Raw genomic sequence first — 24,245 nt, 5'->3', positions numbered from 1 at the left:
CGACGACTCCGCACCGCCCTGTCACTCCTCGTCCTCACGTCACCGCGACAGGAGGGAACGGGCCAGTTCGAGGCGGGGCCGGTCGATCATCTGGCCGTCCACACGCACGGCGGCCCCTCCGGATTCTCCCGCCGCCGCGACGACCCGGCGCGCCCAGTCCCGTTCTGCCTCGGTCGGCCGCCAGGCACGGTGCACGGGTTCCACCTGCCGCGGATGTACGCACAGCCTGCCGCCGAAGCCGAGCTGACGGCTGCGCCGTGACGAGGCCATCAGGCCGGCCTCGTCCTCGAGCCGGGTGTACACCCCGTCCAGCGGCGCCGGCAGACCGGCCGCCTTCGAGGCGACCACCAGAGCCGAACGGGCCCACAGCAGCTCCGGTTCGTCCGGCTCGGAGGGGGTGATACCCGCGTCCAGCGCGAAGTCGATGCTGCCGAAGAGGAGGCGTGCGACCCCGGAAAGACCGGCGATCGCCGCAGCCTCCCGTACCCCGAGGGCGCTCTCCACCAGCGCGAGCAAGGGCACTCCTGCGGGCAGTCCGCGCACGGTTCCTGCAACCTGGTCCGCGGTGGCGCTCTTGGGGAGTACCACTCCCCGCAGCCGTCGTGCCGCTGCGAGCGCGGCCATGTCCTCGTCGTACCACGGCGTGTCCACCGCGTTGATCCGCAGGTATCCGTCATGTGCGGCGAGCCAGGCGACCGCGGCGTCCCGCGCCCGCGCCTTTCCTTCCGGCGCGACGGCGTCTTCCAGGTCGACGAGTACGCCGCCCGCATCGCACGCCGCCGCCTTGAGGAAGCGCTCCGGCCGGTCACCCGGCACGAACAGCAGCGTGACCTGGGGCTTCATCCTTGTTCCTCCCGTCGCGCCGTCATAGGACAACGAAGGCGAGCCACGCACACACCGGAACGAGTACACACACACCCGCACCCCACCGCAGCAGGCCGCGATACGCACCGAGGCGCAGTCGCTCGGGCGAGTTGGCGACCACCAGGGCGCCGTTCGTGGAGAAGGGACTGGCGTCCACGACCGTCGCCGCCGCCGCAAGGGCGATCACCATGCCGGTCGTTTCGATGGCGCCCGACTGGAGGAACGGCACGGACAGGGGCATCAGCGCACCCAGGATTCCCGTCGTGGAGGCGAATGCGGAGACGACGCCGGCCACGTAGCAGATCAGCAGGGCTGCCAGCAGGGGTGAGCCGACAGCGGCGATCGTGGTGCCCAGCGAGTCGACGACGCCGATCTTCTGGAGCAGGGAGATGTACGTGACGATTCCGCAGACCAGGAGAACGACCGGCCAGGCGATCTCCTTGGTGGCCGCCTGGGCCGTACGACGGAAGAACAAGGCCAGTAGGGCGGCCAGGGTAAGGGCGAGGAAGCCGGTGTCCAGTGAGAAGGCGGTGGTGCCCAGGACCATCGCGGCCATCGCGGCCAGTGTCGAGATCTGTTCGGGGCCCAGTCGGGGCACCGGGTCACCCCCTTCGCCGTCGCCGACATCCTCCGGCCCCCCGGAGGCGAGCTGCTTGCGGCCGAAGACCAGCCAGGTCACCCCGGCGGCCGCCAGGTTGAAGGCGAACGTGCCGGCGAAGAGCTGCCCCGCGCCGACGGCCAGATGGTCGGCCGCCAGCGAGGAGTGGACGATCCCGCCCAGGATGCCGGACGGTGCGAAGCTGCCCGCCGCGGCGCCGTTGACCGCCATCAACCCGGCGTACAACGGATCGATGCGGTGCCGTACGGCGAAGGTGATCCCGATGGGGGCGACGATGGCGACCGCGGCAGGTGAGGCAGAGCCCGTCGCGCACAGGAGCGCTGTCAGGAAGAACAGCACCCAGGGAATGGCTCCCACCCGGTCCCCGACAGCCCGCACCGCGATGCGCACCAGCCAGTCGACCGTGCCGTTGACCCGGGCGATACCGAAGAGGAACGTCACGGCGACCAGCACCAGGAACATCGCGGCGGGGAAGCCGGACAGCACTTCTTCCGGTGTACGGCCGAGCACGACCGACCCCAGCACGAAGGCGGCGACCAGCGAGAGGATGCCCATGTTCAGCCCGCACACGCCGGAGAGCACGAACACGGCGACGAGGACGAGGACTCCGACGACCTCAATCGACATGGCGAGCCCCCTGACGGGTGTTCGTACGAGGCTGCTGGGCCAGCCACGCGAGGACGGAGGTGGTGTGCTCGCCCAGCGCCGGAACCCGACCCAGCCTCAGCGGGCGCTGCCCACGGAAGGTCACGGGAGGGATGAGGCCCTGCAGTTCTCCGACAGGGCTGTCGAACGACGCCCATCGGCGACGCTCACGGAGTTGCGGATGTGTGCCGAATTCGTCCATGGTGCGCTGGCGCCCATAGGCGATGGACGCCTCCTCCAGCCTGGCCACCAGCTCTTCTCCTGTGACCGCCGACGCCACGTCCGCCACGATCGCGTCGAGTGCGTCGCGGTGGGCGACCCTCGCGGCGTTGCCCGCGAAGCGGGGGTCCTCACGAAGCTCCGGGCGGCGCAGCACGGTCTCGCAGAAGGACGCCCACTCGCGCTCGTTCTGCAGCCCGAGAGTGACGGTCTCCCCGTCGCGCCCGGTGAAGGGCCCGTACGGCGCGATGGTCGCGTGGCTGGCACCGGTGCGCGCCGGTGCTGTCCCGCCGTAACGCGTGTAGTACTCGGCGTAGCCCATCCACTCGCCCAGCGCCTCCAGCATGGAGACCTCGACCTGCGAGCCCTGACCGGTGCGATCGCGTGTGATCAGGGCGGTCAGGATTCCAGAGTACGCGTACATACCAGCGCAGATATCGGCGATCGACAAGCCCACTTTGGACGGAGTCTCCGGCGTCCCGGTGAGGGAGACCAGGCCGGCCTCACACTGCACAAGGAGGTCGTACGCCTTGCGGTCGCGATAGGACCCACTGCTGCCGTACCCGGAAATGTCGCAGGTGATGAGATCCGGGCGGCTCGACGCCAAGGCGTCATGGCCGATCCCCAGCCTTTCCGCCGCGCCCGGAGCGAGGTTCTGCACCAGAACATCGGCCCGACCGACCAGGGCGTGCAGTTGCCGGTTCCCCTCCGGGGAACGGACGTCGAGCTGAACGCTCTCCTTGCCCCGGTTGAGCCAGACGAAGTGGCTGGACATGCCGCGGACCGTGCGGTCGTAGCCGCGGGCCAGATCACCGCTGCCTGGTCGTTCGATCTTGATGACGCGGGCGCCGAGATCGGCCAGCTGCCGGGTCGCGAAGGGCGCGGCCACGGCCTGTTCCAGGGACACGACGACCAGCCCGGAAAGGGGGCCCTCGGCGGTTCGGTCTTCGGCGGTTAGGTCTTCGGCGGGCGTATACGGCTCGGACATGGGGTCCCTCCCATGGGGTCTGATCGGGTGGGACTCACTGTTGGTCTCCCGCGGGCCGTTGTGAAATGACAAAAACTCCGGCACCTCATGCACTGGACGTATAATGCAACGGTGGAGATCAGGGAGCTGCAGTGGTTCGCGGTACTGGCCGAATGCCAGCATGTGACGGCCGCGGCGGAGCGGCTGAACATCTCACAGCCGACTCTGTCCCGCGCGATCGCGCGGCTTGAACGACGCGTGGGCGTGCCCCTCTTCGACAGGCACCAGAACCGCCTCCGGCTCAACAAGTACGGCGAGGTGTTCCGCGCCCACGCCCTGCGCGCCATCGGTGAGATCGACGGTGCCGAGCAGCGCATCGCGAGTCTGGTGGACCCCGACAGGGGGACGGTGGCGCTGGGCTTCCTGCACTCGTACGGCTCCTGGCTGGTGCCGGGACTGCTGGCCGGCTATCGCTCGATCGCCCCGGCCACCAGATTCGAACTGCGAGGGGCCGCCGCCGACACGGTGGTCGACGACGTGCGCCAGGGCAGGCTGGATCTGGGGCTCACCAGTCCTCACCCGGCCGGCGACGACCTCGACTGGACGCCCCTGCAGCGCGAGCCCCTGTGCCTGCTCGTCCCCTCCGGGCACCGGCTGGCACGCCGCCGCCGGGTGGAGGCGGCAGAGCTGGCCGAGGAGGACTTCCTGGCGTTGCAGCCGGTCTACGGCCTTCGCCAGGTGGCCGACCGGCTGTGCGCCGCGGCCGGGTACACGCCCCGGATCCTCATGGAGTGTACGGAGCTGAGCACCCTGCGGGAGCTGGTGGCGGCAGGGCTGGGCGTCGCCGTCGTCCCCACGAAGGGAAGCCCGTCGGGCACGGGCGACCGCGCGGTCGCCGTACCGTTGAAGGACCCGCAGGCACAGCGCACGATTGGCCTGATCAGCCCCCTCGGAGGGCCGCGCGCGGCAGCGGTTGTGCGTTTCTACGACTACGTTCGCTCGATAGCTCATGCGTCTGACGCATGATGTCGGTGAAGGTTCGTTATTTCACAGAACGCCGGCGGCTTCTCAGAATGAGTCTCATGACGACTGAGCACTCATCCCACGACACCGTCCCCGCCGCCCCCGTCGGTGGCTGGCCCGGCCGCTATTTCGAGGATTTCACCGTCGGCGACGTCTACAAACACGCACTGGGCCGCACCGTTCTGGAGACGGACAACTCCTGGCTCACCCTGCTGACCCAGAACACCGCCCCACTGCACTTCGACCGTCACTATTCGGCAGGAACCAGCTGGGGCAGGCCGCTGGTCGATTCCACCTTCACGCTGGCCCTGGTCACCGGGCAGAGCGTCAGTGACATATCACAGCATGTCATGGCCAACCTGGGCTGGGACCGGGTCAGGCTGCCCAACCCCGTGTTCGAGGGCGACACCCTCTACTCGCAGTCCGAGGTCCTCACCAAGCGGGAGTCCAGCAGCCGCCCGGACATCGGCATCATCAGCGTGCGCACCATCGGGTTCAACCAGGACGGCGTCATCGTGATCACCTTCGAGCGGACGTTGATGGTGTACCGCCGAGGACACGGTCCGGGGTTCGCGACCGTCGAGCCGGTATGGGACGAGCGCTCCCGCAGGGCCGCGGGACTTTGAGGGGGCGGGCCCGAAGGACGCGGGCGCCGGCCGGCGCCACCGCCCCGCCGCCCCGCCGCTACGCAGTTCCGGTGACGGTCAGGACCGGCCCGAGGCGTACGCATACGTCCGGGGCCGCCCTCGCACCCCGTACGGACAAGAGCCGCACAGCAATCGGTATGTGACCTCGGGGGGAGTGCCCTAGGAGGGGCCATGACGAACCACAGCCTTCCGGTCATCGCAGTCGCAGTGCCCCGCGCTGGATCCCCCCGGATGCCGGCCCCCCGCCGCAGCGCCACACCGGACCCTGCCGCCGGTTGTCCGCGACAGGCACTCCTCACCCTGGCCGCGGAGGAGAGCCAGGTGCGTGTCGCCCGACAGTTCACCACGGATGTGCTCGGTCGCTGGCAGGTTTCCGACGACGACCAGGACTCCGTGACTCTCATCGTCAGCGAACTCGCCACCAACGCCGTGCTTCACGGCCGCTCGGAGATGACGGTCCGGCTGGCACTGGGCGGGGACATCCTGCACGTCGCCGTCGCCGACTGCGGAAACTCCTGCGTCCCCCAGGCGAAACAGCCCGACGTCGATCCCGTCGAGCACGGGCGTGGACTGGGAATCGTCGAATGCCTGGCGCACTGGACCGATGTCCGCCAGGAGGCCGACGGCCGCCGGGTGCACGCCCACCTGCTGCTGGCGGCACACCCACATGGCCTGCCGCCCCGTTCGGCGGACCCGCAGCGCACACCGCGACCGCCGACGTGAGCGACCGCCGCCCCGCCGATGCCCATCGGGGAGCATGCCTGCCGAACACGGGCAGAGCGCGCCGATCCGCCGGGCGCGCATGCCCCGGCACCGCGCATTGCCACGTCGTGGTCGGTCCGCGCGGCTCCCCCGCACCTCCCTCCCCCCCGCCGCACGGGTTCCGGCACCGGACCCCGCTCCCCCATCCGGCCTGGCCGCCCGGAAAGGCATTGGATGCAATGGCCCACTCATCGACGGGCAACCCGGAGGCGTATGCATACGTCTCCTCCACAGGACGCCGTGCGACCAGGCGCTCCCCCGTCGGCAACCGGCGCATGATCGCACCGATCCAGGACCGTTCTGCCCGCCGCGAGGGACGGCCGGGGCGTGGCCGCGTGTGCCCCTGGAGTGCCCACGCTGTGTGACGCTCCGCTCGGGCGACCTGCACAAGTCGTCATAATCATTTACAACCTGTTGACATTTGAGCTTTTAGTGCGCCACTCTCTGGCTAAATTGTTGGTTCCCGCGCAGAAATGTTGCTTCCTGTGCAGCATGGGGACGGGACTCCCTCGTGTGCAGGCGACAGTGACGTGCGCGGACGACATCAAGGATCTGCATGCGCAGAATAAGAGCCACCCTTGTGGGCCTGAGCCTGCTCCTGCCCCTCGTGGCGGGAACGCAAGCGGCACAGGCCGCGCCCGTCACCACGGAGACAGGCACCCAGTTCCCGGACACCGCGAAAGCAGGGGTGCAGGCCCACGGTGGTGGCGTGACCAAGGTCGGCGACCACTACTACTGGTTCGGCGAGGACCGGGGCGAGGACAACAAGTTCCGCTACGTCTCGGTGTATCGCTCCAAGGACCTGAAGAGCTGGGAGCGCCGGGGACCCGCACTGACCCAGGAATCAGACCCCGAGATCAGGAACGCGGTGATCGAGCGGCCGAAGGTCCTCTACAACGCGAAGACCAAGCAGTACGTGATGTGGATGCACAAGGAGGCCGACGACTCCTATGGCGAGGCCCGCGCGGCGGTGGCGGTCTCCCCCACGATCGAGGGCCCCTACACCTGGAAAGGCTCATTCCGCCCGAAGGACGACAAGGGCACCGAGCACATGTCCCGTGACATCACCGTCTACGAGGACAAGGCCGCCGGGAAGGCGTACATGATCTCCGCCGCCAACCACAACGCGGACCTGCAGATCTACGAACTCACCGACGACTACACCCAGGTGAAGAAGCTCGTGGCGAACCCCTGGCCGGGTCAGCACCGCGAGTCCCCCGCCCTGTTCAAGCGCGGGAACGTGTACTTCATGCTCACCTCCGGAACCAGTTACTGGGATCCGAACCAGCAGAAGTACGCCACCGCCACCGACCTCGCCGGGCCCTGGTCGCCGATGAAGGACGTCGGAAACCACGACGGCCACGACTCGCAGACGACGTTCGTCCTGCCGGTGGAGGGCAGCGAGACCACGTCCTTCCTCTACATGGGAGACCGCTGGGCGGGCGTCTGGTCCGACCCGAAGCGGGTCAACGACTCGGGGTACGTCTGGCTTCCGCTGGAGTTCCCGAACTCGACGACCATGATTCTTCCGTGGTACACGAAGGTCTCGATCGACACGGAGACCGGCCGGATCTCCGGCGCCGGCGGCGACCCCCTGAACACCATCACCGGCAAGAGCAGCGACAAGTGCGCCACCGTGTCCGACAGCCTCTCCGACAACCAGGTTCCCGTGGTCCAGGACACCTGCGCCGGTGGGCTGAACAGTCAGTGGCGCTTCACCGACAACAACAACGGCTACGTCCGCGTCCTCGCCCAGCACAGCGGCAAGTGCCTGGACGTGGCCGACAAGTCGGCCGCGGACGGAGCCGAGGTCAAGCAGTACGACTGCGGCTCGGGCGACAACCAGCGCTGGCGCTTCGAGGACCTCGGCGAGGGCTATTCCCGCATCATCGCCAAGCACAGCAACAAGTGCCTGGACATTCAGGGCGGATCCAGCACGGCCGGCGCCAAGCTCGTCCAGTCGGAGTGCAACGGCGCGGCCGGCCAGGCATGGAAGATCGGCACCACCACCAAGCCGACCGACCCGACCGACCCGACGGACCCGCCCGGCACCGGCAAGGCCGAGCAGGAGCTCATCACCTCGGTGGATGCCGGCGTCCTCACCATGGCCACCTCGCGCGACGCCGTCCGGCTTCCGTCCGTCGGCTTCGGAGCGGGCGGGGCCTCGAAGGGAGCCCTGAACCCCGTCACCGTCAAGGACTTCCGCGGCGGCACGAGCGGCTGGTCCCTCACCGGCAAGATCACCGACTTCACCAGCCCCCGCGGCAAGATCGACGCCGACCGCCTCAGCTGGACCCCCACCTGCACTGCCAAGGCCGACAGCCCCAGCAACTGCAAGGCAGGCAGCCCCGGCACCGTCGGCAAGAACGGAGCCACCCTGGCGTCCGCCCCCGACGCCGACCTCACCGGCGGTGAATTCACCACCGCCGCCGACGTCGCCCTCGACATCCCCAAGTACACCCCCGTCGGCAACTACTCCGCCACCCTCACCCTCACCCTCCTCTGACCCTCACACCCGCGTGCCGGACACCTGGTGTCCGGCACGCGTGGCCCAGAAAGCCAAGCGAGCCATGCGCAGAACGTTAGTCGCCCTCCTCATCCTCTTCCTGACGGCCCTGGCCCCCGCCCAAGCCGGGGCGGCGGACAACGGCGAATGGTCGGTCAGACCCGCCGACTCCGCGATCACACCGCGGGCGGCCTTCCATCTCCCCGCGCGCCCCGGCGCGACACTCTCCGACCGCGCGGTCGTCACCAACACCACCGCTGGAAAGCTGACGTTCCGTCTCTACATCGCCGATGCCTACAACACGGAACGCGACGGCGGACTGGCGGTGCGCGGCCTCAAGGAGTCCCAGCACGATGTCGGCTCGTGGGGGAAGCCGGAGCGGGACGTCGTCACAGTGCCGGCCCGTTCGTCGGTGATGGTCGGCATCACACTGAGGATCCCCCGTGACGCCTCTCCCGGCGATCATGTGGGGGCCCTCGTCGCCGTCGACGAGCGCGTGCAGCCCGGAGCCGGCTCCCACATCGGCGTCCAGCGCGGAGTCGGAGCCCGGATCTACCTGCGCGTCGACGGACCGCAACGCCCCTCTCTCTCCGTCGAGGACGTACGCTTCACGGCCCGGAGCCCGCAGATACCGTGGTCCGGCAGCAGCACGTCGACCGTCTCGTACACGCTGCACAACACGGGCAATGTGAAGCTCGACCCCCGAGTCTCCCTCCACGTGGGTGGAGTGTTCCTGGGAGGACCCGACGAGCGGCGACTGGAGAACATACCGGCCGAGCTGCTCCCGGGCCAGAAGGTGCGGCTCTCAGAGTCATGGTCCGGCGCACCCTTCGCGGGCTGGGGTGACGTCACCGTCACGGCGACCGCGGACAAGGCCCGCGGCACCGGATCGGACGGCTTCATCAGGGTGCCGTGGCTCCTCGCCGGGATCCTGGTGCTCCTGCTCACCGCCGGGCTTCTGGTTCGACACCGCAGGCGCAGGGCCGCGCGGGCGCCATTGTCCACCGGAAGCGAGTGACTACGGCAGGCAACCGTGGCTCCCGGAGCCGCCCACGTCAGCGGTCCGGGAGCCCGACGGGCGAGGCGGGTGTGCGTAGCCCTGGCACCAGTGCCTGCTACAAGTCCCACAGCTGGCGCAAGACACTCGCGGCGGCCGGGGTCACTCACAAGCGCACCCGGCCCTACCGGCCCCAGACCAACGGCAAGGTCGAACGGCTGAACCGGACGCTGCTGGAGGAGAGCTTCGCCCGCTCTCCTGCACCCCACCCAGACGACGGCACAAGCCTACGCAGCGACCGCCGACGGGCGCCAGGTGCGCATGATCCGCGTCCAGCAGGACATCCCGGCCGGCCGGAACCCTTTCGCGTACTTCAAGCGCGCCATCACCTCCGTCCCGGACCGACGGGTCGACCGGGCGGACCGCCCCCTGTCCGCCGCGTGACGACGTCGTCCGGGACGAGCCGCGTCTCCCGCGGGTCCAGCACGTGGATCGCGTCGAGCCGGCTGCAGAAGACCGCGCAATACCCGGGACCCCGGGCGTAGCCGGAGAACCCGCCGGTCCGCCGCGAAGCCGGAGCATCCTCCGGCGCGGCCGCACACCCTGGGCCTGGCCGCCGCGGCCGCCGGGCACGACCCGCTGGAGCCGGACGAGGCCGCCGACGCCCGCGCCCCGGTACAGGCCCTGCGGACAAGCGCCCGCAAACCCGGACGCCAGATGATGCGCGCGGCCCGAGCAATCTGGCCCTCCGCCGGGCTGGATGCGCTGGCCGCCGCCAGGCCGCAGAGCGCTCACCACCGACCGGCAACGCGCCGCCTACCCGCGCGGAGCCCGCCCCTCCACCGACGTCGTCCACCTCGTCTCCACGACCACGCATCGGATGGACCTCCGCTCACTCCCGCGATCAGTCCTGCTCCGACCGGGGGTCTCCGCGGTCAGCTCGGGTCTTGGGCCGACAGGCCGTTTCGGGCGGTCGGCTTCCCCACGCCGGAGAGGTCCGGCAGGACTCAGGTGCCCAGTTGCCTGGCCCGGCGAGGCAGTGGGTAGCGGGTGGCGGGCAGCGCCGGATCCTCGGGCGCGGCCCGTGGTGATCGAGGCTGGGTGGTGGGTTCGTCGGGTCTTGGCCCGGGGCCGGGGAGTCAGCGCCTTCGCTGTTCACGGCCGATGCCGGGTCTGTTCGTTCACGTCGGCACGACGAGGAACTCGGGCCCGTAGGTCTGCGTGCCGTTGCTGTCCGGCAGCGGCATCTGCATGAGTGAACGTGCGGGAGAGGCGAGCTGGTACATCTTGCCGATCGACGTGCTCAACTCTGTGGCGGACCCGGTCTCCCACGCCTTGTCGAGGTGTTCGAGCATGGTGGTGTAGGTCTGGTTGAACGTCGTGAGCAGTTCGGCCACGTCCGGAGCGGGGTTGGGCCATGAGGATGCCGTGAGCCGGCCCATCGGGTACGTGTCAGGGAACGCGACGGGGTCGCCGTCGAACTTCCAGTCGCTTCCCGTCCACCGCAGCTTGTGGCCGTGGTAGAGCTCGCCGAAGCGGTAGTAGTGGGCCGGGACGTCCCCGCCGCTGGGCGACTCCGGCGTGCCTTCGCCCTGTTCCTTGATCAGGGCGATGCTCTCCTCGATGACATCGAGGTCGGTCATGGGCACGAGCTTGTTCGCCGCACCGACGTTGCCGGTCAGCTGCCTGGCGGGGTCGATGGTGGGGTTGACGTCCTTGAAGGCGTCAAGGAGCGCGTCATAGAACGCTCCGATCGTCGGCACACCCTCGCCGGTGAACGCCAGGGGGTGTTCCGGCATCTCGATCTCCATGAACACCTCCTTCACGTAGTTCACCGTGAGGCCGGACAGGTACACACTCAGCTGGGGCCGCACCCCGCCCGGCAGCCGGCCGGGATAGGAGATCTCCGTCGCCGCCTCGACGATGCGCGGCGTCCCACCGATCGCGGTGAGCATGTTGGAGACCAGTCCCATGTGGAACATCTCGTCGACGGCGATCTGCGCAATGAGCCGAGCAGCCTCGGACGACGGTGCCCTGATGGACCAGTAGCCGCACAGGTACGGCGGGAGCGTGGAAAGTTCCAGGGCCACGGCCGCCTGCAGGCCCTCCTTGAGCCACTGCAGGTCCCGTTCCGAGGTGGGCACTGTCATCAGCCGGACGATCTCGGGTTTTCCGGTGAATGTGCTGGTCATATGGTGTCCCTGCGTTGGTTGCCGGGCCGATGCAGTGAGCAGCGGCGGCGGGAGCGAGCCGCTCCCGCCGCGATACTGACGCATGGACTCACGCCGCCGGACCAGGCCCGCGCCGATCAACCGGAATGAGTGAATCCAACCGCCTCCGTAGCCCGATCGGCGCCCGGAGGTGGTGGAGTGACAGCGGCGTTCCCCCGGGGAGCGCAGTCGGCGCGAGCTGCGGACCGAAGACCCGCTCTGACGGGCGGGGGCCTGCACCGGCGGCGTGGGGGGCACGAACTCGCGATCACGGGCGAGGCACACGTGGATCCAGCGGAGCGCTGCTTGGCCTTCCACCACCCGCCGGTCGACCAGCCGGCGGACCAGACCGTGCTCCCCGGCGTCGGCTACTCCCCGCAGCACGCGCGGAGAGCCTGGCGCGACATCGTCGACCTGCTCGTCGAGTGCCTGCCCGTAACAGAGTGAGCCGGTGCGTCAGCCGCACTTCGTGTCCCGCTCGGGCGGACGTCACGGTTGTGCACCCTGACGGTGCATGGGTGGCCGATCGAGTACCTCGATGTACATGATCCGGCCGTCCACGACGTCCAGGGTCAGCATGCCTTTCGAGGGCAGGAGAGGCACGCACCGATGGCCTGGGCCGTACGGCTGCCCCTGCGGATGATCTGCCGTCCGGATGCTCTGGCAGAAGTCATCGCCGCAGCCGCACTGGTCCACCAGCCGCAGATCCCACGCGCAGAGAGCCAGCTCGCGTTCTCCTTCGACCTCCAGGAGGGCGGTCAGCTCGGCGATGAGATCGGGGAAGACGTCGCGAATGAGGGGGTGGTCCTGCTCCATGCCCGGAGGGTAGCCGGGGCGGCCGGCCGAGCGCGACGACGGGGGTGCTCAGCCGCAGCCGGCAAGATCGCCCCGGTACGCATCCCAGCGGCCCTCCGCGGTGGCGCACTGCCTGGTCGCTGTGGGCGTCTTCACGGACCCCTCAGGCAGGAACCGGCTCCTCCTCATTGGATGGGCAGTGGCACCCACGATGCCTTCCCGGAGAATCCCTGCCCCGTGAAGTCCATGTCTCCCGCCCGCCAGGAAACGGTAAACACTGCCCGTTGGCCCTTGTTGAGCAGGAGTGTGGCACTCCCGAAGTCCTGAGGATCAGCAGTGCCCGCCACTTCCACACCGTTCGATGTGATCTTCGGAAAGAATTGGACTTCCGCTCCGAAGCGATGGGTGTTGAAGCCACTCACCACCAGCATTCCCGAGCAGTCGGCCGTGAAGACCCCCTGTTGCATGGTGTGGCCGTAGTCCTGAAGCATCCGCGGTGCCGCAATGGGCCCATTGACGGTCACGGTGCCGTTGATGGTGAGGTTGCCGATGTCGAGGTCCGGTTTGAGGACGGTGACCTGGGCGGAGAGGATGCGGGTGACGGGGTTGGAGGGGTCGCCGGTGGTGGCGCGGAGGTAGAAGGTGGTGTCGGACGTGATGCCCTCGACTCCCAGGCCGGTGCGGTCGGTGACATCGCGTTCGAAGCCGGGGTAGAGCAGGTCGTACTTCGCGTTGGCCGAGCGTTCCCAGGTGAGTTCGACGTCGCCGCCGTTGTTGATGATGGAGGGTTCGCACAGGAAGTTGCGCAGGTAGAAGTCGGCGGGGAACTTGCCGACGTTGAAGACCGCGGTCCGCTCCTGGAAGGCGGAGCTTCCGGTGCGGGACTCTTCCGTCAGGGTGAGCGGGGCGGTGCCGACCTTGCGGCTCACCGGAATGTCGGACAGCTGGATGGTGAAACCGGTCTCCGGGCCGACGGGCGTGTGACTGGCCGCGGGGGTGAAGACGAACTCCTTGGCGGCGGCCTCCAGACGCGCGCTCCACCCGGTGAGGGTGATCCTCGGGGTGATCTTCGCCAGGTCGGTGGCGAGGTCCGGCGACATGGCGCCGGCGGGCACCTTGAGCCGGATCGACTTCACATCCGCCGGGGTGCCGCTCTGCCGGGCCACGGCGATGACGATCTCCCCGATCTCCTCCGGAGCCGTCGGGTTCTCCGGCGACGCCTTCAACGGGCTCGGAGTGGTGGTCAGCGTGTAGGACAGCAGGGGATCGTCGGCAGCGGTGGTGCCGGTGTCCTGCATCTGAACGACCAGGGTCACGAGTGCGCTCCTCGGGATTCGGGGTCTGTGCTGCCCCGGACGTCGGGCAGCACGGGTGGGCAGGAGTGGCTCAGTGGTTGATGCCGCTGGGCGGCGGACTCATGGAGTACGGGGAGACCGCAGCGCCGGAGCGGATCGCGCTCGGCCGCAGGGCAGTACGGCCTCGCCAGGAGCGCTGCGCACCAGGGCGGCGGGTGGCCGAGTCGGACACCGGAGCGGGTGCCAGGTGCTCGCAGGTTCCGCCGGTGCGGCGCGTCGCTGTGGCCGGATGCCCCTTATGCCTGCTCGTTGTCGGTGGCACCCAGGTAGACGGGCTTACGGGTGGAGACGCCGAAGGCCACCCAGTCGACCTTGATCCGGTTGCCGTCGTCACCCCGGCTCAGTGAGTAACCGAAGTCCTGGCCGGCCCCGACGGGGAGCATGGCGGACGCTCCCTCCGTGCCTGGCGGGCAGTGCGCGTGCGCGTTGAAGCCCGCCTCGCCGCTCCAGAGCACAGCCTTGCTGTTGCTCGCCGCGCTCTTGCGGATGGTCACGGTCACCCAGCCGGACGTCGGGGCTGTCCAGCTCTGCTGCAGCTCCCCCACAGTGTCCGAACCCAGAGAGGCCAACTCCCACTTCCTGAACGCGTCGGTGTCCTGTGTGACGGCGAGTACGCCGTTCAGTGTGGTCGGTCCTTGTACGGTCAGTGCGTCGTTGAAGGCCGACGTTCCGTGGACGGTGAGGCTGCCGAGTTCCAGGTCGGGTTTGAGGACGGTGACCTGGGCGGAGATGATCCGGATGACGGGGTTGGTGGGGTCGCCGGTGGTGGCGCGGAGGTAGAAGGTGGTGTCGGACGTGATGCCTTCGATGTCGAGGCTGGTGCGGTGGGTGACGTCGCGGTTGACGTCACCGTAGAGAAGTTCGTAGGTGGCGTTGGGTGAGCGTTCCCAGGTGAGTGCGACGTCGCCGCCGTTGTTGATGATGGAGGGTTCGCACAGGAAATTGCGCAGGTAGAAGTCGGCGGGGAACTTGCCGAGGTTGAAGACCGTGGGCCGGTTCTGGAAGGCGGAGCTTCCGGTGCGGGAGCGTTCGGTGACGGTGATCGGGGCGGTTCCCACCTTGCGGCTGATGGGGATGTCGGACAGCTGGATGGTGAACCCGGTGTCCGGGCCGATCGGCGCGTGGCTGCCGACGGGCGCGCAGACGAACTCCTTGGCCGTCTCGTCCAGGCGGACGGTCCAGCCGGTGAGACTGATCCGGGGGCTGATCTTGTTGAGGTCGGTGGCCAGGTCGGGCGCCATCGTGCCGGCCGGGACCTTCACCCTGATCCATTCGACATCGGCCGGGGTGCCGCTCTGCCGGGCGACCGAAATGATCACCTCCCCGATCTCCTCGGGCGCCTGCGGGTTCTCCGGCGACGCCTTCAGCGGGCTCGGGGTGGTGCTGACGCTGTACGACAGCAGCGGATCGTCGGCTGCTGTGATGCCGGCGTCCTGGGTCTGGGTCACGACGGTCACAGGGGCTCCTTCGGTTTCGCGGGCGCGCCGCCCCGGCAGGAGGCGGCACGTTACGGCGGGGCGTGGTGGTCAGCGCTCGGCGCGGCTGTGCTCGGCGGCGTCGTCGAGAGTGAGGAAGCCGGAGCGGATCTCGGGTTCGGCCAGGGGCAGGTCGTACTGGTCCTGGCCCAGGATCGGCAGTTTCTCCCACTCACCGCTGCGGTTCTCGGACCAGGTCCAAGTGCCGAGGACGCCTGCCGGGGCCGGCATGAGGACGGTTTCCTCGCTCTCGCCCTGTGGCCCGCGCAGGCCGGTGGTGGCGGCCAGGAGCGGACCGGTGCGGAAGTTCACGCTCATGCGGGCGATCGCGCTCTCGGTGAACTCCTGGGGAACGAAGACCTTTTTGGTGGCGAGGATGTCGGTGGTGGCGTGCACGGCGGCGCGCGGGTCGAGCAGCACGGTGGCGACCGCGGTGCCGTGGTCACCGAAGTCCAGTTCGAGGCCGGGCCTGTCGCCGATGGGCCGCAGGTACTCACCGGCGCCGGGGGCCGGGTCGATGACCGTCTCGAAGTGCTCGTAGTCGTTGTCGAGGACGTAGCCGACCAGGCCGTCGTCGCTCTGCTGCGCTTCGCCGAGCCTGATCATCCAGGGGTAGGCGGGCAGCTGGGAGGGGGTGGGTTCGAAGAGGTTCTGCCAGCTGACGTCGGTACGCAGAGGGCCTCGGAGGTTCATGGTCAGGCGGGTGCGGACCAGGGCGAGGGGGCGGCCGAGGAAGAAGCCGAGACCGGGGTCGGCGGGGCCGTCGGGGTCGATGGTCTGCAGGGCCTGGTCAACGGTGGCGCGGAACGCGTGGAACGTCTCGGGTCCACGGGTCTTCACCGCGGCGAGCAGCCGATAGGGGTGGGGGGTCAGTGCCTCCAGCTGTTCGAACCGGGCCGCCTCGGAGCCGGGCAGGGCCGACCAGGTCACCTCACGCTGCCCCGTGGTGTTCAGAGTGACGCGCAGTTCTCCGAGCGCCGCCCCGTCGGGGGCATGGAGGACGATGGACCGGTCGAGGCGGTTGTGCAGCAGCCAGGCGCAGACGGGGTTGGTGCCGGGGACGAGCTCGACATCATCGTCGGTGGTGGCGGCGAGGAAGTCGAAGCGCAGCCGGGCGGGCTGGAGCAGGCGCGGTCCGAGTTCGACCAGCCGCTCGGGGGTGTCGTCGCTGACGGGGTGGGCCGGGCGCATGGTGTCCGGCATTTCGGGGTGGAAGCTGGTGGGGTCGGCCGCGATGAGGTTGACGGAGCGTCCGAAGCGGTCGACGACCGCGACGTCGAGGAAGGCGAGCTGGCCGGCCCGCAGGTCCTGGAAGGTGGAGACGGGGTCGGGGTCCCAGTCGCTGGCCTTGAGGGGGCCGGGGTCGGGCGGGGGGTAGTCGCCCTTGCCGATCAGGGCGGCGAGGTCACCGGCGGGCCGGAGGCCGGCCATCGGCTGGCGTTGGGCGATGGCGGCGCCGAATCCGTCAAGGGTCTGGGAGAGGTAGTTGGCCTCGCGGGCCTGGGAGCGGACACGGAGCACGGTGTCGGTGGGCAGCTGGTCGCGCACGCGGGCGTAGGTCTGCAGGGTGCCGTCGATGATGTGGCCGGCGGTGGGGGCGAGCGTCTGGCGGCCGGAGACGACGAGCGGGGTGCCGGGCTCTCCGGTGCCCTTCCACTGGTAGCGGGAGCCGTCGATGAAGTCCCAGTGCGGTGTGTCGCCGTCCCGGAACGGCAGCGGGAAGTACTCGGCCTTCCACAGCAGGAACAGGGGCTGCCAGGGCATCGCCCACGGCTGGGTTCCGTATTCGGGCAGAGTGCCGGTGACGTCCCGGATCGCGCCGCCGCGCAGGGCGCGGTCGAGGATGAGGAACTCGCTGAGCAGCGCGGGGAAGCAGGGTGGTTGCTGGCCGGTGAGGTCGATCTGGGCCGCGACGTGGGCGACGTCGGTGGTGGTGACGCCGGAGGCGCGGGTCACCACCCGTTCGGGGGTGCGGCAGGGCAGCGCGGTGTCCCGGGTGAGGGGGGCGTGGAGGTTGGCGCCCTCCAGGGTGAGGACCGGATCCGCGCTGTACTCGAAGTCCTCGACCGGGACGCGGATCAGGCGGCGGGCGGCCCGGGCGCCGTAGGCCGGATACAGGGTGTCGATGCGTGCGGAGAGTTCTTCCTCGCTCTTGCCCCAGGGCAGTTCGGCCCGCTGGCCGGCCAGGTCGCGGGCAAGGGCGACGACACGTCCGGCTGCGCCGTCCGGGTTGGACGGGTCGAGTTCGTCGTCGATGCGGCCGTTGAAGTCGGCGGACTTCTTATGCAGGTGGGTGAGCCACCACAGGTGGTAGAGGCGTTCGCGGGCTGCGTCGAGTTCGGCCTCGGTGGCGTCGTGGGCGGCCTGGCGGGCGTTGAGCCGGGCGACGGTGTCGGCCTCCGCGGCACGGGCCGCGAGGGTGGTGGTGCGGCCGGTCTCCTCGCCGCGTTCGCCGATGAACCAGCGGTATCCGCCGGGGACGGGGCCGAAGGCGCTGTCGTGGGCGCGGCGGTCGGTGAGGATGTCGGCCTCGGGCCGGTCGCGTTCCTCCATGGCGTCGATACCGCCGAGGAGGAAGGCCCGGAACAGGTCGGCCTCCTCGGAGGTCAGGGCGCCGTGGCCGTCGGTCCGGGCGCCGAGTTCGGCGACGGCTTCGGCGATGCTGTTGGACACGATCGCGGTGACGTCGGCCGGCTCGGGGCAGGGCGAGTCGGGGACGGGGCCGTTCAGGTCCCAGTCCAGGCCCAGGACGGTGCCCGAGTAGACGGAGGAGCGGATGCCGCTGCCGGAGTCGACCGGCGGCCTCCACTGCAGGCGCTCCAGCAGTGCGGCCAGGTCGTCGGTGCCGGCGAGGATGTCGCTGTCCGGCTGGGCGTACCAGCCGGCGACGAAGTAGCTGAGCCGCTCCCGCGCGGGCAGTTCCCCCTCGGGAGTGTCCAGGAGGGTGTCGTGGAGGGAGAAGACGTTGCTGTTGTAGGGCTGGAAGACGGAGAAGGTCAGCAGGCCGGGGCCGATCGCGGTGAGGAAGGGCTCGCGCCGGCCGGTGGGCTCGCGCCAGGGGCCGGTGAGTTCGTGGCACTTGCCGATCAGGGTGGCGGCGGGTTCCTCACTGTCGGGGTCCTGGAAGGAGACGCTGCCGTCCATGGGGTCGAGATAATCGCTCTCGACGATCCACGCCTTGAGCGTACGGGTGCTGTCGGTGTGGCGGACGACGAGCCACCGGTTGGGCACCAGGGGGAAGTCGCCGACGCCTTCTTCCTCGTCGTGGTGGCCGCGGGTGAGGGCGGCGGGCAGTTCCCACTGGAGGTAGACGCCGAGGCGGTCCTCGCGTCCGGTCCACTCCTCGGGGCTGGAGAACGGGGCCGGCTCGGCCGGGACGCCCTGGCCGACGTCCTTGAAATTGGTGATCCACCGATGGAACACGTGCGGGGTGCCGGTGTCGCGGGTCTGCCGGTTGACGGCGAGGGCCGCTACCTCGACCGGCACGATGAGGGTGGTGTCCACGGACATGGCCCGGGGTCCTTTCGGTCAGCGCCTGGCGGTACGGCGCGAAAACGGGGCAGGGCTCAGGGCCGGGAGAAGTTCTGTACCTGAGGGGCGTCGATCATCTGCAGGGCGAACTGGGCCGAGGAGATCCGCCGGCCTCCGGTGAGCCCGTGCGCGGTGGAGAGGGCGGGCACCAGGGCGTCGCCGGTGCCGTCGACGTTGAGGACGTCCTTGCCACCCGGGCGCAGGAAGCGCCGGAAGCGGCTGTCGTCGGCGGGCGGCGGCGGGGGGAATTCACCCATGGGGTGGCCGATGCGGTCTCCGGTGATCTCGCGGAGCTCGATGGTGCCGATGTCGCTGAGGCCGAAGCACAGGCCGCGTGGGGGTTCGGCGAGCTCGAAGCGGTCGATGACCTCGGGAAAGAGCAGCAGCCGTGTCTCCAGTCCGAACACCGCGTCGCGGACGGCCTCCACGGCTTCGGTGCCCTTGTAGGCGGTGGCGATGGTGTGGGGCCAGTTCGCCACCAGGCTGGAGTTGATCAGCACCGCGCACTTCGGCACGGGCCCGCCACCGGTGGCCAGGGCGTTGAGGTCGGCGTCCAGGGTGTGGCCGACGCCGACACTCAGCGCCCCGTCGACAGCCGCCCGTACCCACGCGGGGTCGAGGTAGGCGAAGCGGATGCTCTCGGCCGGCAGGGCGCGCGGGTCGGGAACCAGGTGGGACAGGCTCAGCAGTTCCAGGCGGCGCAGCGCGTCCAGCCAGGCGGTGACCTTCGCGAAGTCGTCCGGGGCGGCCTGGGTGAGCAGGCCGGCGAGTTCGGGCTGGGCCAGGACGGCACGCGGGTCACCGGGGCTGCGGCGTGTGCGGGCGCCGGTGCGGCGGCGGCCGGCCCTCAGCTGCGGGCCGGCCTGGGTGAGGGCCTGGACCAGACGGGCGGCGTCGGAGCGTCCGTCGCCGTCGGTCAGGAGGCGGTCGAAGGCTTCGAAGGCAAGGGGCGCGGTGAGATGCCGGCCGGTCAGGACCGCGGCGGACCGTGCGGCCAGTTCGGGGTGGGAGGCCAGCCGCCGGGCCGCGGAGCGTGCCGCCGAGCGGAACTCCAGCAGGGCGCTGCGGAACTCGGCGTCGGCGAGGGCGAGCGTGCGGCCGGTGGTGAAGGCGGCGGCGTAGGCGGTGTCGAAGACGCCGTAGCGCTGCAGGTAGATCAGCGCCTCGCCGGGGGATTCCAGCCGGGTGGCGGGTGGCGGGGGAAGTTGCCGGGCGGGTTGGGCGGTGAGCGGGCCGCGGTAGAAGGCGAGGGTGCGCTCTCCGGTCTCCAGGCGCTGCGGCAGGGCGACGGCCCCGGACGCCATCCGGTCGGTGGCTTCCTTCCGCGCTCCGGCCGGGTCGGCCGGAGCGGTGGTCGGCACGCGCAGGCGCAGTTCGTCCGCCGGGCGGGGGATGGTGCCGTCGGTGGTCGCCAGGTGCTGACAGAGGTCGCCGAAGCCGACGCCGGAGTCGGGTTCGGTGGTGAAGGACCAGGAGGCGAGGGAGACCAGGCGTACGCCTTCGGTGGGCGCCGGTCCGGTCAGGTGCTGGTCGTGTCCTTCGAGGGAGACGAGGTGGACGACGTGACGCCCGCCGGTGGCGGCGGGGAAGCGGTTGGCGACGAGGACGGCGTTGAGTTCGCCCTCGTCCGGTTCGGGGGCCGCGCCGGCGCGGGTGTGGTCGGCGTCGGGGCGTCCGCCCTCGCGCAGGTGCGCGAGGTAGCCCATCTCGGCGGGCAGGGGCTTCACCGCGTCGAACAGCGCGGCCGGGACGAGGACGGTGGCGCACTGCTCCTCGTACTCGTCGGGGCGCATGCTCTCGGGCGGAAGAGCGGGGGGCTTGCCCGCGCCGAGGCCGCCCTCCAGGAGCCGGCCCACCGTTCCGGCCTTGACCAGGCCGACCGCGTCGGGGTCCTCGGGCAGTTCGTCCTCGCGGAACAGCAGCAGGACCATCCACGGGACGGCGCCGGGCTGGCCGGCGCCGAGCGGCCGGGCCCACGGCAGGCCGGGGGCGTCGAGGTTGATGTGGGCGAGGGTCTGGCTGTAGGTGCCGACGGCGTCCGGCACGGGGAACCGCGCGTTGATACCGGTCGGATCGAAGCTGAACCGCGGCTGGATGACGTCGAAGGGCTGCGGGGTGGCGTCGATGACGCGGTCCGCGCCGTCGAGGGCCTTCAGCGTCTGGCGGTTGTCGATCCGGTACCGGCCGGCGTACAGCGAGGGGACGCGGTGGTCGAAGAACCGGGTGCGGTGCTCGGCGCCGGGCTCGGTGGTACGCGGCTGGGGAGCGGGTTCGGAGGTGGTGGTCACAGGGCGTGCCTTTCGACAGGACGCGGCAGAGAGCCGGTGGAGTGGGCCGGGGCGCACCGGACGGGCGTATGACGGTGCGGGCCGCCCCCGCCCGGTGCGGGCGGGGGGCGGTGCGGTGCGTCCGGTCAGCCGGCGACGAGCATCGGCTCGGCGGTGAACGCCGTGCCCGCGGCACGGGCGTAGGCGCCCAGGTCCCCGTCGAGGGTGCCGAGGTCCGCGCCGAGGTCCTTGAGCGCCTGGGCCAGGGCGGTGCGATGGTCCGAGGTGGCCGCGGTGTCGATGCCGTCCTGGATCGCGGCGATCACCCCGCCGGGCCGCGTCGGTGTCGGGCCGGTGGCCGGCTCGGCGACGGACAGGGGCTGGTTGCCGTCGGGGTTGATCGGGTCGAAGGAGATGGCCTCCTCGTCGATGAACCCGGTGTCGGTGCCGTGGTCGACCGGCGGTGAGGTCAGCCGGATGCCGAGGATCCTGTCGGGGATGATTCCGTCGTTCGGCGCGTCGGCCTTCTGGCCCCACAGGCCGTTGGGCACGTTGCCGCGCAGGACCGCGCGACCCCATGGGGTCAAGGTGCCGGCCTTGCCGTTGTAGGTGAGCCAGATCCGCAGTTCGCTGCCCTTGCCCCGGGCGTGCATGGGCAGGATGTCCACCGCATCACCGGTGGCGGCCTCGACGGTGTCGCCGCCCTGGTTGAGGTAGACCGTACTGACGGGTGCCTGCGTGTCGGCGGTGAACGTGCAGCCACCGTTGCTGACCAGCCACGGCTTGACCGCTCCCCGGGTGGGCGGGACGCCCTCGCCCTCGTAGCCGGCGATCGGGGTGGTGCGGACCATGTTCTCGGGAGGGGGCAGCATGCCCTGGAAGCCGCCCCAGTCCAGCGCCGGGGCCTGGTTGCGACGGCCGGCGCCGAAGCCGATGGTGAAGGAGATGAACCACAGATGGACGGTGGCCTCGCCACCGACCGCGGGGCCCCAGATCCGGACGCTGACGCCGACCTCGATCGAGATTCTGATCTTGACGAACCAGACCTTGATGGTCGCCGAGACTCCGACCCGGATGCCCATGCCGACGTCGAAGTAGAAGGGGTTCCACTCCAGCAGGGCGTCCACCCGGGCACTCAGCCAGGCGCGCAGCATGCCGGACTGGAAGACGACGTCCAGGGAACCGCCGGCCATCAGGGACTTGGGGGTGAACGCGGCATAGGCGTTGCCGGTGATGTTGACCGTCGACCCGACTCCCCAGGTGAGGCCGGCCGGCTGCTGCCTGGGGTAGCGGGCGGGCAGCTCCCGGCCGGCGGGGATCGCGCCGAGCATGAACGCGAAGTCGCCGGCGTTGGCGTGGTCGCCGAACCAGAACTTCATACCGACGCCGCCGCGCAGCTTGCAGTTCGGGTCGATGAGGAACGTCTTCTCGGTGAAGGCCGCGCCGATGCTCAGCTCCCCGGCCGTCGGGCGCAGGGTGGCCTCGATGCCGATCTCCACCCGGGCGATCTTCGAGCTGCTCTTGGTGGGCAGCTGCATGCCGGCAACGCCGAGCAGGCTGATCGTCAGGTCGGAGCCGGTCTGCACCAGCGCCATGGCGCGGCCGCGGAAGGTCTCGAAGCAGTCGAAGGCCAGGCCCGCGGCGAACCAGAGGTCGCCCTCCTGGGGACGTACCCACGGATTCCCGCCGCCGATCAGCGCGCCCAGGACCTTGAGCGGGTCGACCTCCTCGTCGTCGGCGCCGATCTCACCCGGGTTGTCGAGGGCGACCAGGAACGGGAAGTCGCCCAGGGCGTCGGCGGCCGGGACGCGCACGCGGCTGTTCCAGCCGAACCCGGCGGAGATGCCGCGCACCTGGAACAGCGGCGGGCCGAAGCCGACCTGGCTGCCGAGCGAGCCGTAGGCGAACAGGGACGGATCCGCGCCGCTGCCGTCGGGCACGACGTAGGCGCCCATCGCCGAGCCGTTGAAGGCTCCCGTGTCCACCAGCAGCACCCCGCCGACCACTGTCTTGTACGGCGGGGAGGCCGGCAGCGCGGTCAGGGCGCCGGCGATCCGCAGCGGCGGACTGTAGTAGTCGACACTCAGTCCGTTCTCGCCGCCGGGCGTGCCGATCGGCGACCAGCCCCGCACCGACGGCGCTTCGAGGACCCGCATGCCCTTGCGGCGGCGCGGTCCGGGGCGCGGGGTGAGGATGCCGTGCTCGGTCACCAGCGCCCGGGGGGTGCGGTCCCGGGCTGCGCCGTCACGGTGCCGAATGGCGGGCAGCGCGCGACCCAGGCCGTCCAGGCGTCCGGGGCCGGCCGGTGGCGCGGGGGTGCGCCTGACCAGCCGCAGTGCCCGGCCGTCCGCCAGCGCCCAGGCACCGGCGGGCAGTTCCGCTCCTTCCGGGGTTCCGTCGACCAGGACCAGGCTGCGGTCCTCGCCGAGGTCCACCGCGGCCGTCGTTCCGGTCACCCGCTCGCCGTCAACGGTGAACACGACCTCGACCGGCGCCGAGGACGCGGTGATCGTGGCCTGCCCGCCGACCGACAGGGCCCGCGGATCCCACACCGCCCCGGCGATGCGTACCGTCCCGCCCGGAAAGACGAGCGCCGCGGCCTCGGGGTCGGCGAACACGGAGACGGGGATCTCGACCGCACCACCCGGCGCCTGGTCGAGGAGGATCCGAAGGTCATCCAGACGTACTGTCACAGCGACTCAGCCCTCTACTCGTGGCAAAAGGGGAAGGCGGAAGCCCGCGCCGGGCCACAGGCCTGGCGTGTCCGCTGTGAGGAGCCTAGCCAGGCCGAACACTCTTCGCGCCCACCTGACTACGTGTGGTGACGACTATGGCCGAAAGGCGCACGCGCACCCCACAGCGAGGGGCACCCGCCGCGCATGGTCGGCGGCTGACCTGCAGAAACGTTCCCATGAGCCATGGAACACCCAGGACGTCCTCGTCCCGCCGTACCGCGGGAGGACGTCCGTTCCCGCGACCGCCGCCACGGCAGCGGTTTCTTCTCGGCCGTCTCTCCACCGCCCCGCCCGGCCGCGAGCCGCACAGCGCCCGGCGGGCCGGCGGCAGAGCACGAGCCGGTACCGCGAGCGGGGAGGGCCCGTCGCGACGCACCGTCCGACCGGCCTGCGGCAGATCGTGCGGCGCCGGGCCGTTTCGCCCCGCTCGGGCCGGTGAGCGGGGCGAACGCGGCGGCCGGCAGGTTCACCGGCCGGATACCGTCAGGGCAGGGTCCATTTCTGGTTGGCGCCGGTGTGGCAGGTCCAGAGGTGGACCGGCGTTCCGTCGTTCCAGGTGCCGCCCGACGCGTCCAGGCACTTGCCGGACCGGGGGTTGCGCACCGTGCCGTCGGCGTGCGCGGCCCAC

The 24,245-nt window shown here is 70.4% G+C and carries 17 protein-coding genes and 2 pseudogenes; 8 read left to right on the top strand and 11 right to left on the bottom strand.

The genetic code is table 11. The annotated features are described in order from the left end of the window. Positions 1 to 39: 39 nt before the first annotated feature. Genes PUR26_RS18705 through PUR26_RS18695 form a run of 3 tightly spaced genes read right to left on the bottom strand, consistent with a single transcriptional unit; the run spans position 40 to position 3,335 of the window. Complete coding sequence (locus tag PUR26_RS18705) at positions 40 to 843, bottom strand: HpcH/HpaI aldolase/citrate lyase family protein (RefSeq protein WP_329873543.1); 804 nt, start codon at positions 841 to 843, stop codon at positions 40 to 42. A gap of 22 nt (positions 844 to 865) precedes the next feature. Continuing rightward, the gene (locus PUR26_RS18700; RefSeq protein ID WP_329873542.1) at positions 866 to 2,110 is read right to left on the bottom strand and encodes an SLC13 family permease; all 1,245 of its coding nucleotides are present in this window, start codon (positions 2,108 to 2,110) and stop codon (positions 866 to 868) included. Further along, positions 2,100 to 3,335: a CaiB/BaiF CoA transferase family protein gene (locus PUR26_RS18695; protein ID WP_329873541.1), complete on the bottom strand. Its 1,236-nt coding sequence runs from the start codon at positions 3,333 to 3,335 to the stop codon at positions 2,100 to 2,102. The genes PUR26_RS18700 and PUR26_RS18695 overlap by 11 nt, the downstream gene beginning before the upstream one ends. A 111-nt stretch (positions 3,336 to 3,446) precedes the next feature. Here PUR26_RS18695 and PUR26_RS18690 point away from each other — a divergent pair, with 111 nt between their 5' ends. The 7 genes and pseudogenes from PUR26_RS18690 to PUR26_RS18655 all read left to right on the top strand — a co-directional run bounded on the left by PUR26_RS18690 (position 3,447) and on the right by PUR26_RS18655 (position 9,693). Continuing rightward, positions 3,447 to 4,340, top strand: a complete 894-nt coding sequence (locus tag PUR26_RS18690) for a LysR family transcriptional regulator (protein ID WP_329873540.1) — start codon at positions 3,447 to 3,449, stop codon at positions 4,338 to 4,340. Between the two features lie 56 nt (positions 4,341 to 4,396). After that, positions 4,397 to 4,963, top strand: coding sequence for a MaoC family dehydratase (locus PUR26_RS18685; RefSeq protein WP_329873539.1), 567 nt, complete (start codon positions 4,397 to 4,399; stop codon positions 4,961 to 4,963). A 192-nt stretch (positions 4,964 to 5,155) separates the two neighbouring features. Next, the gene (locus PUR26_RS18680) at positions 5,156 to 5,707 is read left to right on the top strand and encodes an ATP-binding protein (RefSeq protein WP_329873538.1); all 552 of its coding nucleotides are present in this window, start codon (positions 5,156 to 5,158) and stop codon (positions 5,705 to 5,707) included. A gap of 595 nt (positions 5,708 to 6,302) precedes the next feature. Further along, entirely contained in the window at positions 6,303 to 8,252 is a 1,950-nt protein-coding gene (locus PUR26_RS18675) for an RICIN domain-containing protein (protein ID WP_443077106.1), read from the top strand. A 64-nt stretch (positions 8,253 to 8,316) separates the two neighbouring features. Further along, positions 8,317 to 9,270: a DUF916 domain-containing protein gene (locus PUR26_RS18665; RefSeq protein WP_329873537.1), complete on the top strand. Its 954-nt coding sequence runs from the start codon at positions 8,317 to 8,319 to the stop codon at positions 9,268 to 9,270. A 92-nt stretch (positions 9,271 to 9,362) separates the two neighbouring features. Then, positions 9,363 to 9,503, top strand: a pseudogene (locus tag PUR26_RS18660) (integrase core domain-containing protein); the annotation flags it as partial. Between the two features lie 67 nt (positions 9,504 to 9,570). Further along, positions 9,571 to 9,693: a hypothetical protein gene (locus PUR26_RS18655; RefSeq protein WP_329873869.1), complete on the top strand. Its 123-nt coding sequence runs from the start codon at positions 9,571 to 9,573 to the stop codon at positions 9,691 to 9,693. Positions 9,694 to 10,430: 737 nt separating this feature from the next. On the opposite strand, the gene PUR26_RS18645 is transcribed toward PUR26_RS18655, so the two are convergent. Further along, the gene (locus PUR26_RS18645; RefSeq protein ID WP_329873536.1) at positions 10,431 to 11,441 is read right to left on the bottom strand and encodes a ferritin-like domain-containing protein; all 1,011 of its coding nucleotides are present in this window, start codon (positions 11,439 to 11,441) and stop codon (positions 10,431 to 10,433) included. Between the two features lie 327 nt (positions 11,442 to 11,768). Here PUR26_RS18645 and PUR26_RS18640 point away from each other — a divergent pair. After that, positions 11,769 to 11,906: pseudogene (locus tag PUR26_RS18640) on the top strand (dienelactone hydrolase family protein); the annotation flags it as partial. 42 nt (positions 11,907 to 11,948) lie between these two features. Here PUR26_RS18640 and PUR26_RS18635 read toward each other — a convergent pair. The 7 genes from PUR26_RS18635 to PUR26_RS18605 all read right to left on the bottom strand — a co-directional run. Beyond that, entirely contained in the window at positions 11,949 to 12,275 is a 327-nt protein-coding gene (locus tag PUR26_RS18635; RefSeq protein WP_329873535.1) for a hypothetical protein, read from the bottom strand. Between the two features lie 164 nt (positions 12,276 to 12,439). Then, positions 12,440 to 13,570 carry a hypothetical protein gene (locus tag PUR26_RS18630; protein WP_329873534.1) on the bottom strand — a complete coding sequence of 377 codons (1,131 nt, stop codon included), beginning with the start codon at positions 13,568 to 13,570 and terminating at the stop codon, positions 12,440 to 12,442. Between the two features lie 275 nt (positions 13,571 to 13,845). Next, positions 13,846 to 15,066, bottom strand: coding sequence for a hypothetical protein (locus PUR26_RS18625; protein WP_329873533.1), 1,221 nt, complete (start codon positions 15,064 to 15,066; stop codon positions 13,846 to 13,848). Between the two features lie 69 nt (positions 15,067 to 15,135). Then, positions 15,136 to 18,594, bottom strand: coding sequence for a hypothetical protein (locus PUR26_RS18620; RefSeq protein WP_329873532.1), 3,459 nt, complete (start codon positions 18,592 to 18,594; stop codon positions 15,136 to 15,138). Positions 18,595 to 18,650: 56 nt separating this feature from the next. Continuing rightward, the gene (locus PUR26_RS18615) at positions 18,651 to 20,903 is read right to left on the bottom strand and encodes a hypothetical protein (RefSeq protein WP_329873531.1); all 2,253 of its coding nucleotides are present in this window, start codon (positions 20,901 to 20,903) and stop codon (positions 18,651 to 18,653) included. A gap of 125 nt (positions 20,904 to 21,028) precedes the next feature. Further along, positions 21,029 to 23,575, bottom strand: coding sequence for a DUF6603 domain-containing protein (locus PUR26_RS18610; RefSeq protein ID WP_329873530.1), 2,547 nt, complete (start codon positions 23,573 to 23,575; stop codon positions 21,029 to 21,031). 525 nt (positions 23,576 to 24,100) lie between these two features. Next, positions 24,101 to 24,245 (bottom strand): RICIN domain-containing protein (locus PUR26_RS18605; RefSeq protein WP_329873848.1); only part of this gene is annotated, 145 nt, incomplete at its 5' end.

The sequence above is a fragment of the Streptomyces sp. SP18CS02 genome (assembly GCF_036322365.1).
In the GTDB taxonomy this organism is placed as follows: Bacteria; Actinomycetota; Actinomycetes; order Streptomycetales; family Streptomycetaceae; genus Streptomyces.
This window is presented reverse-complemented; position numbering and strand designations above follow the sequence as displayed.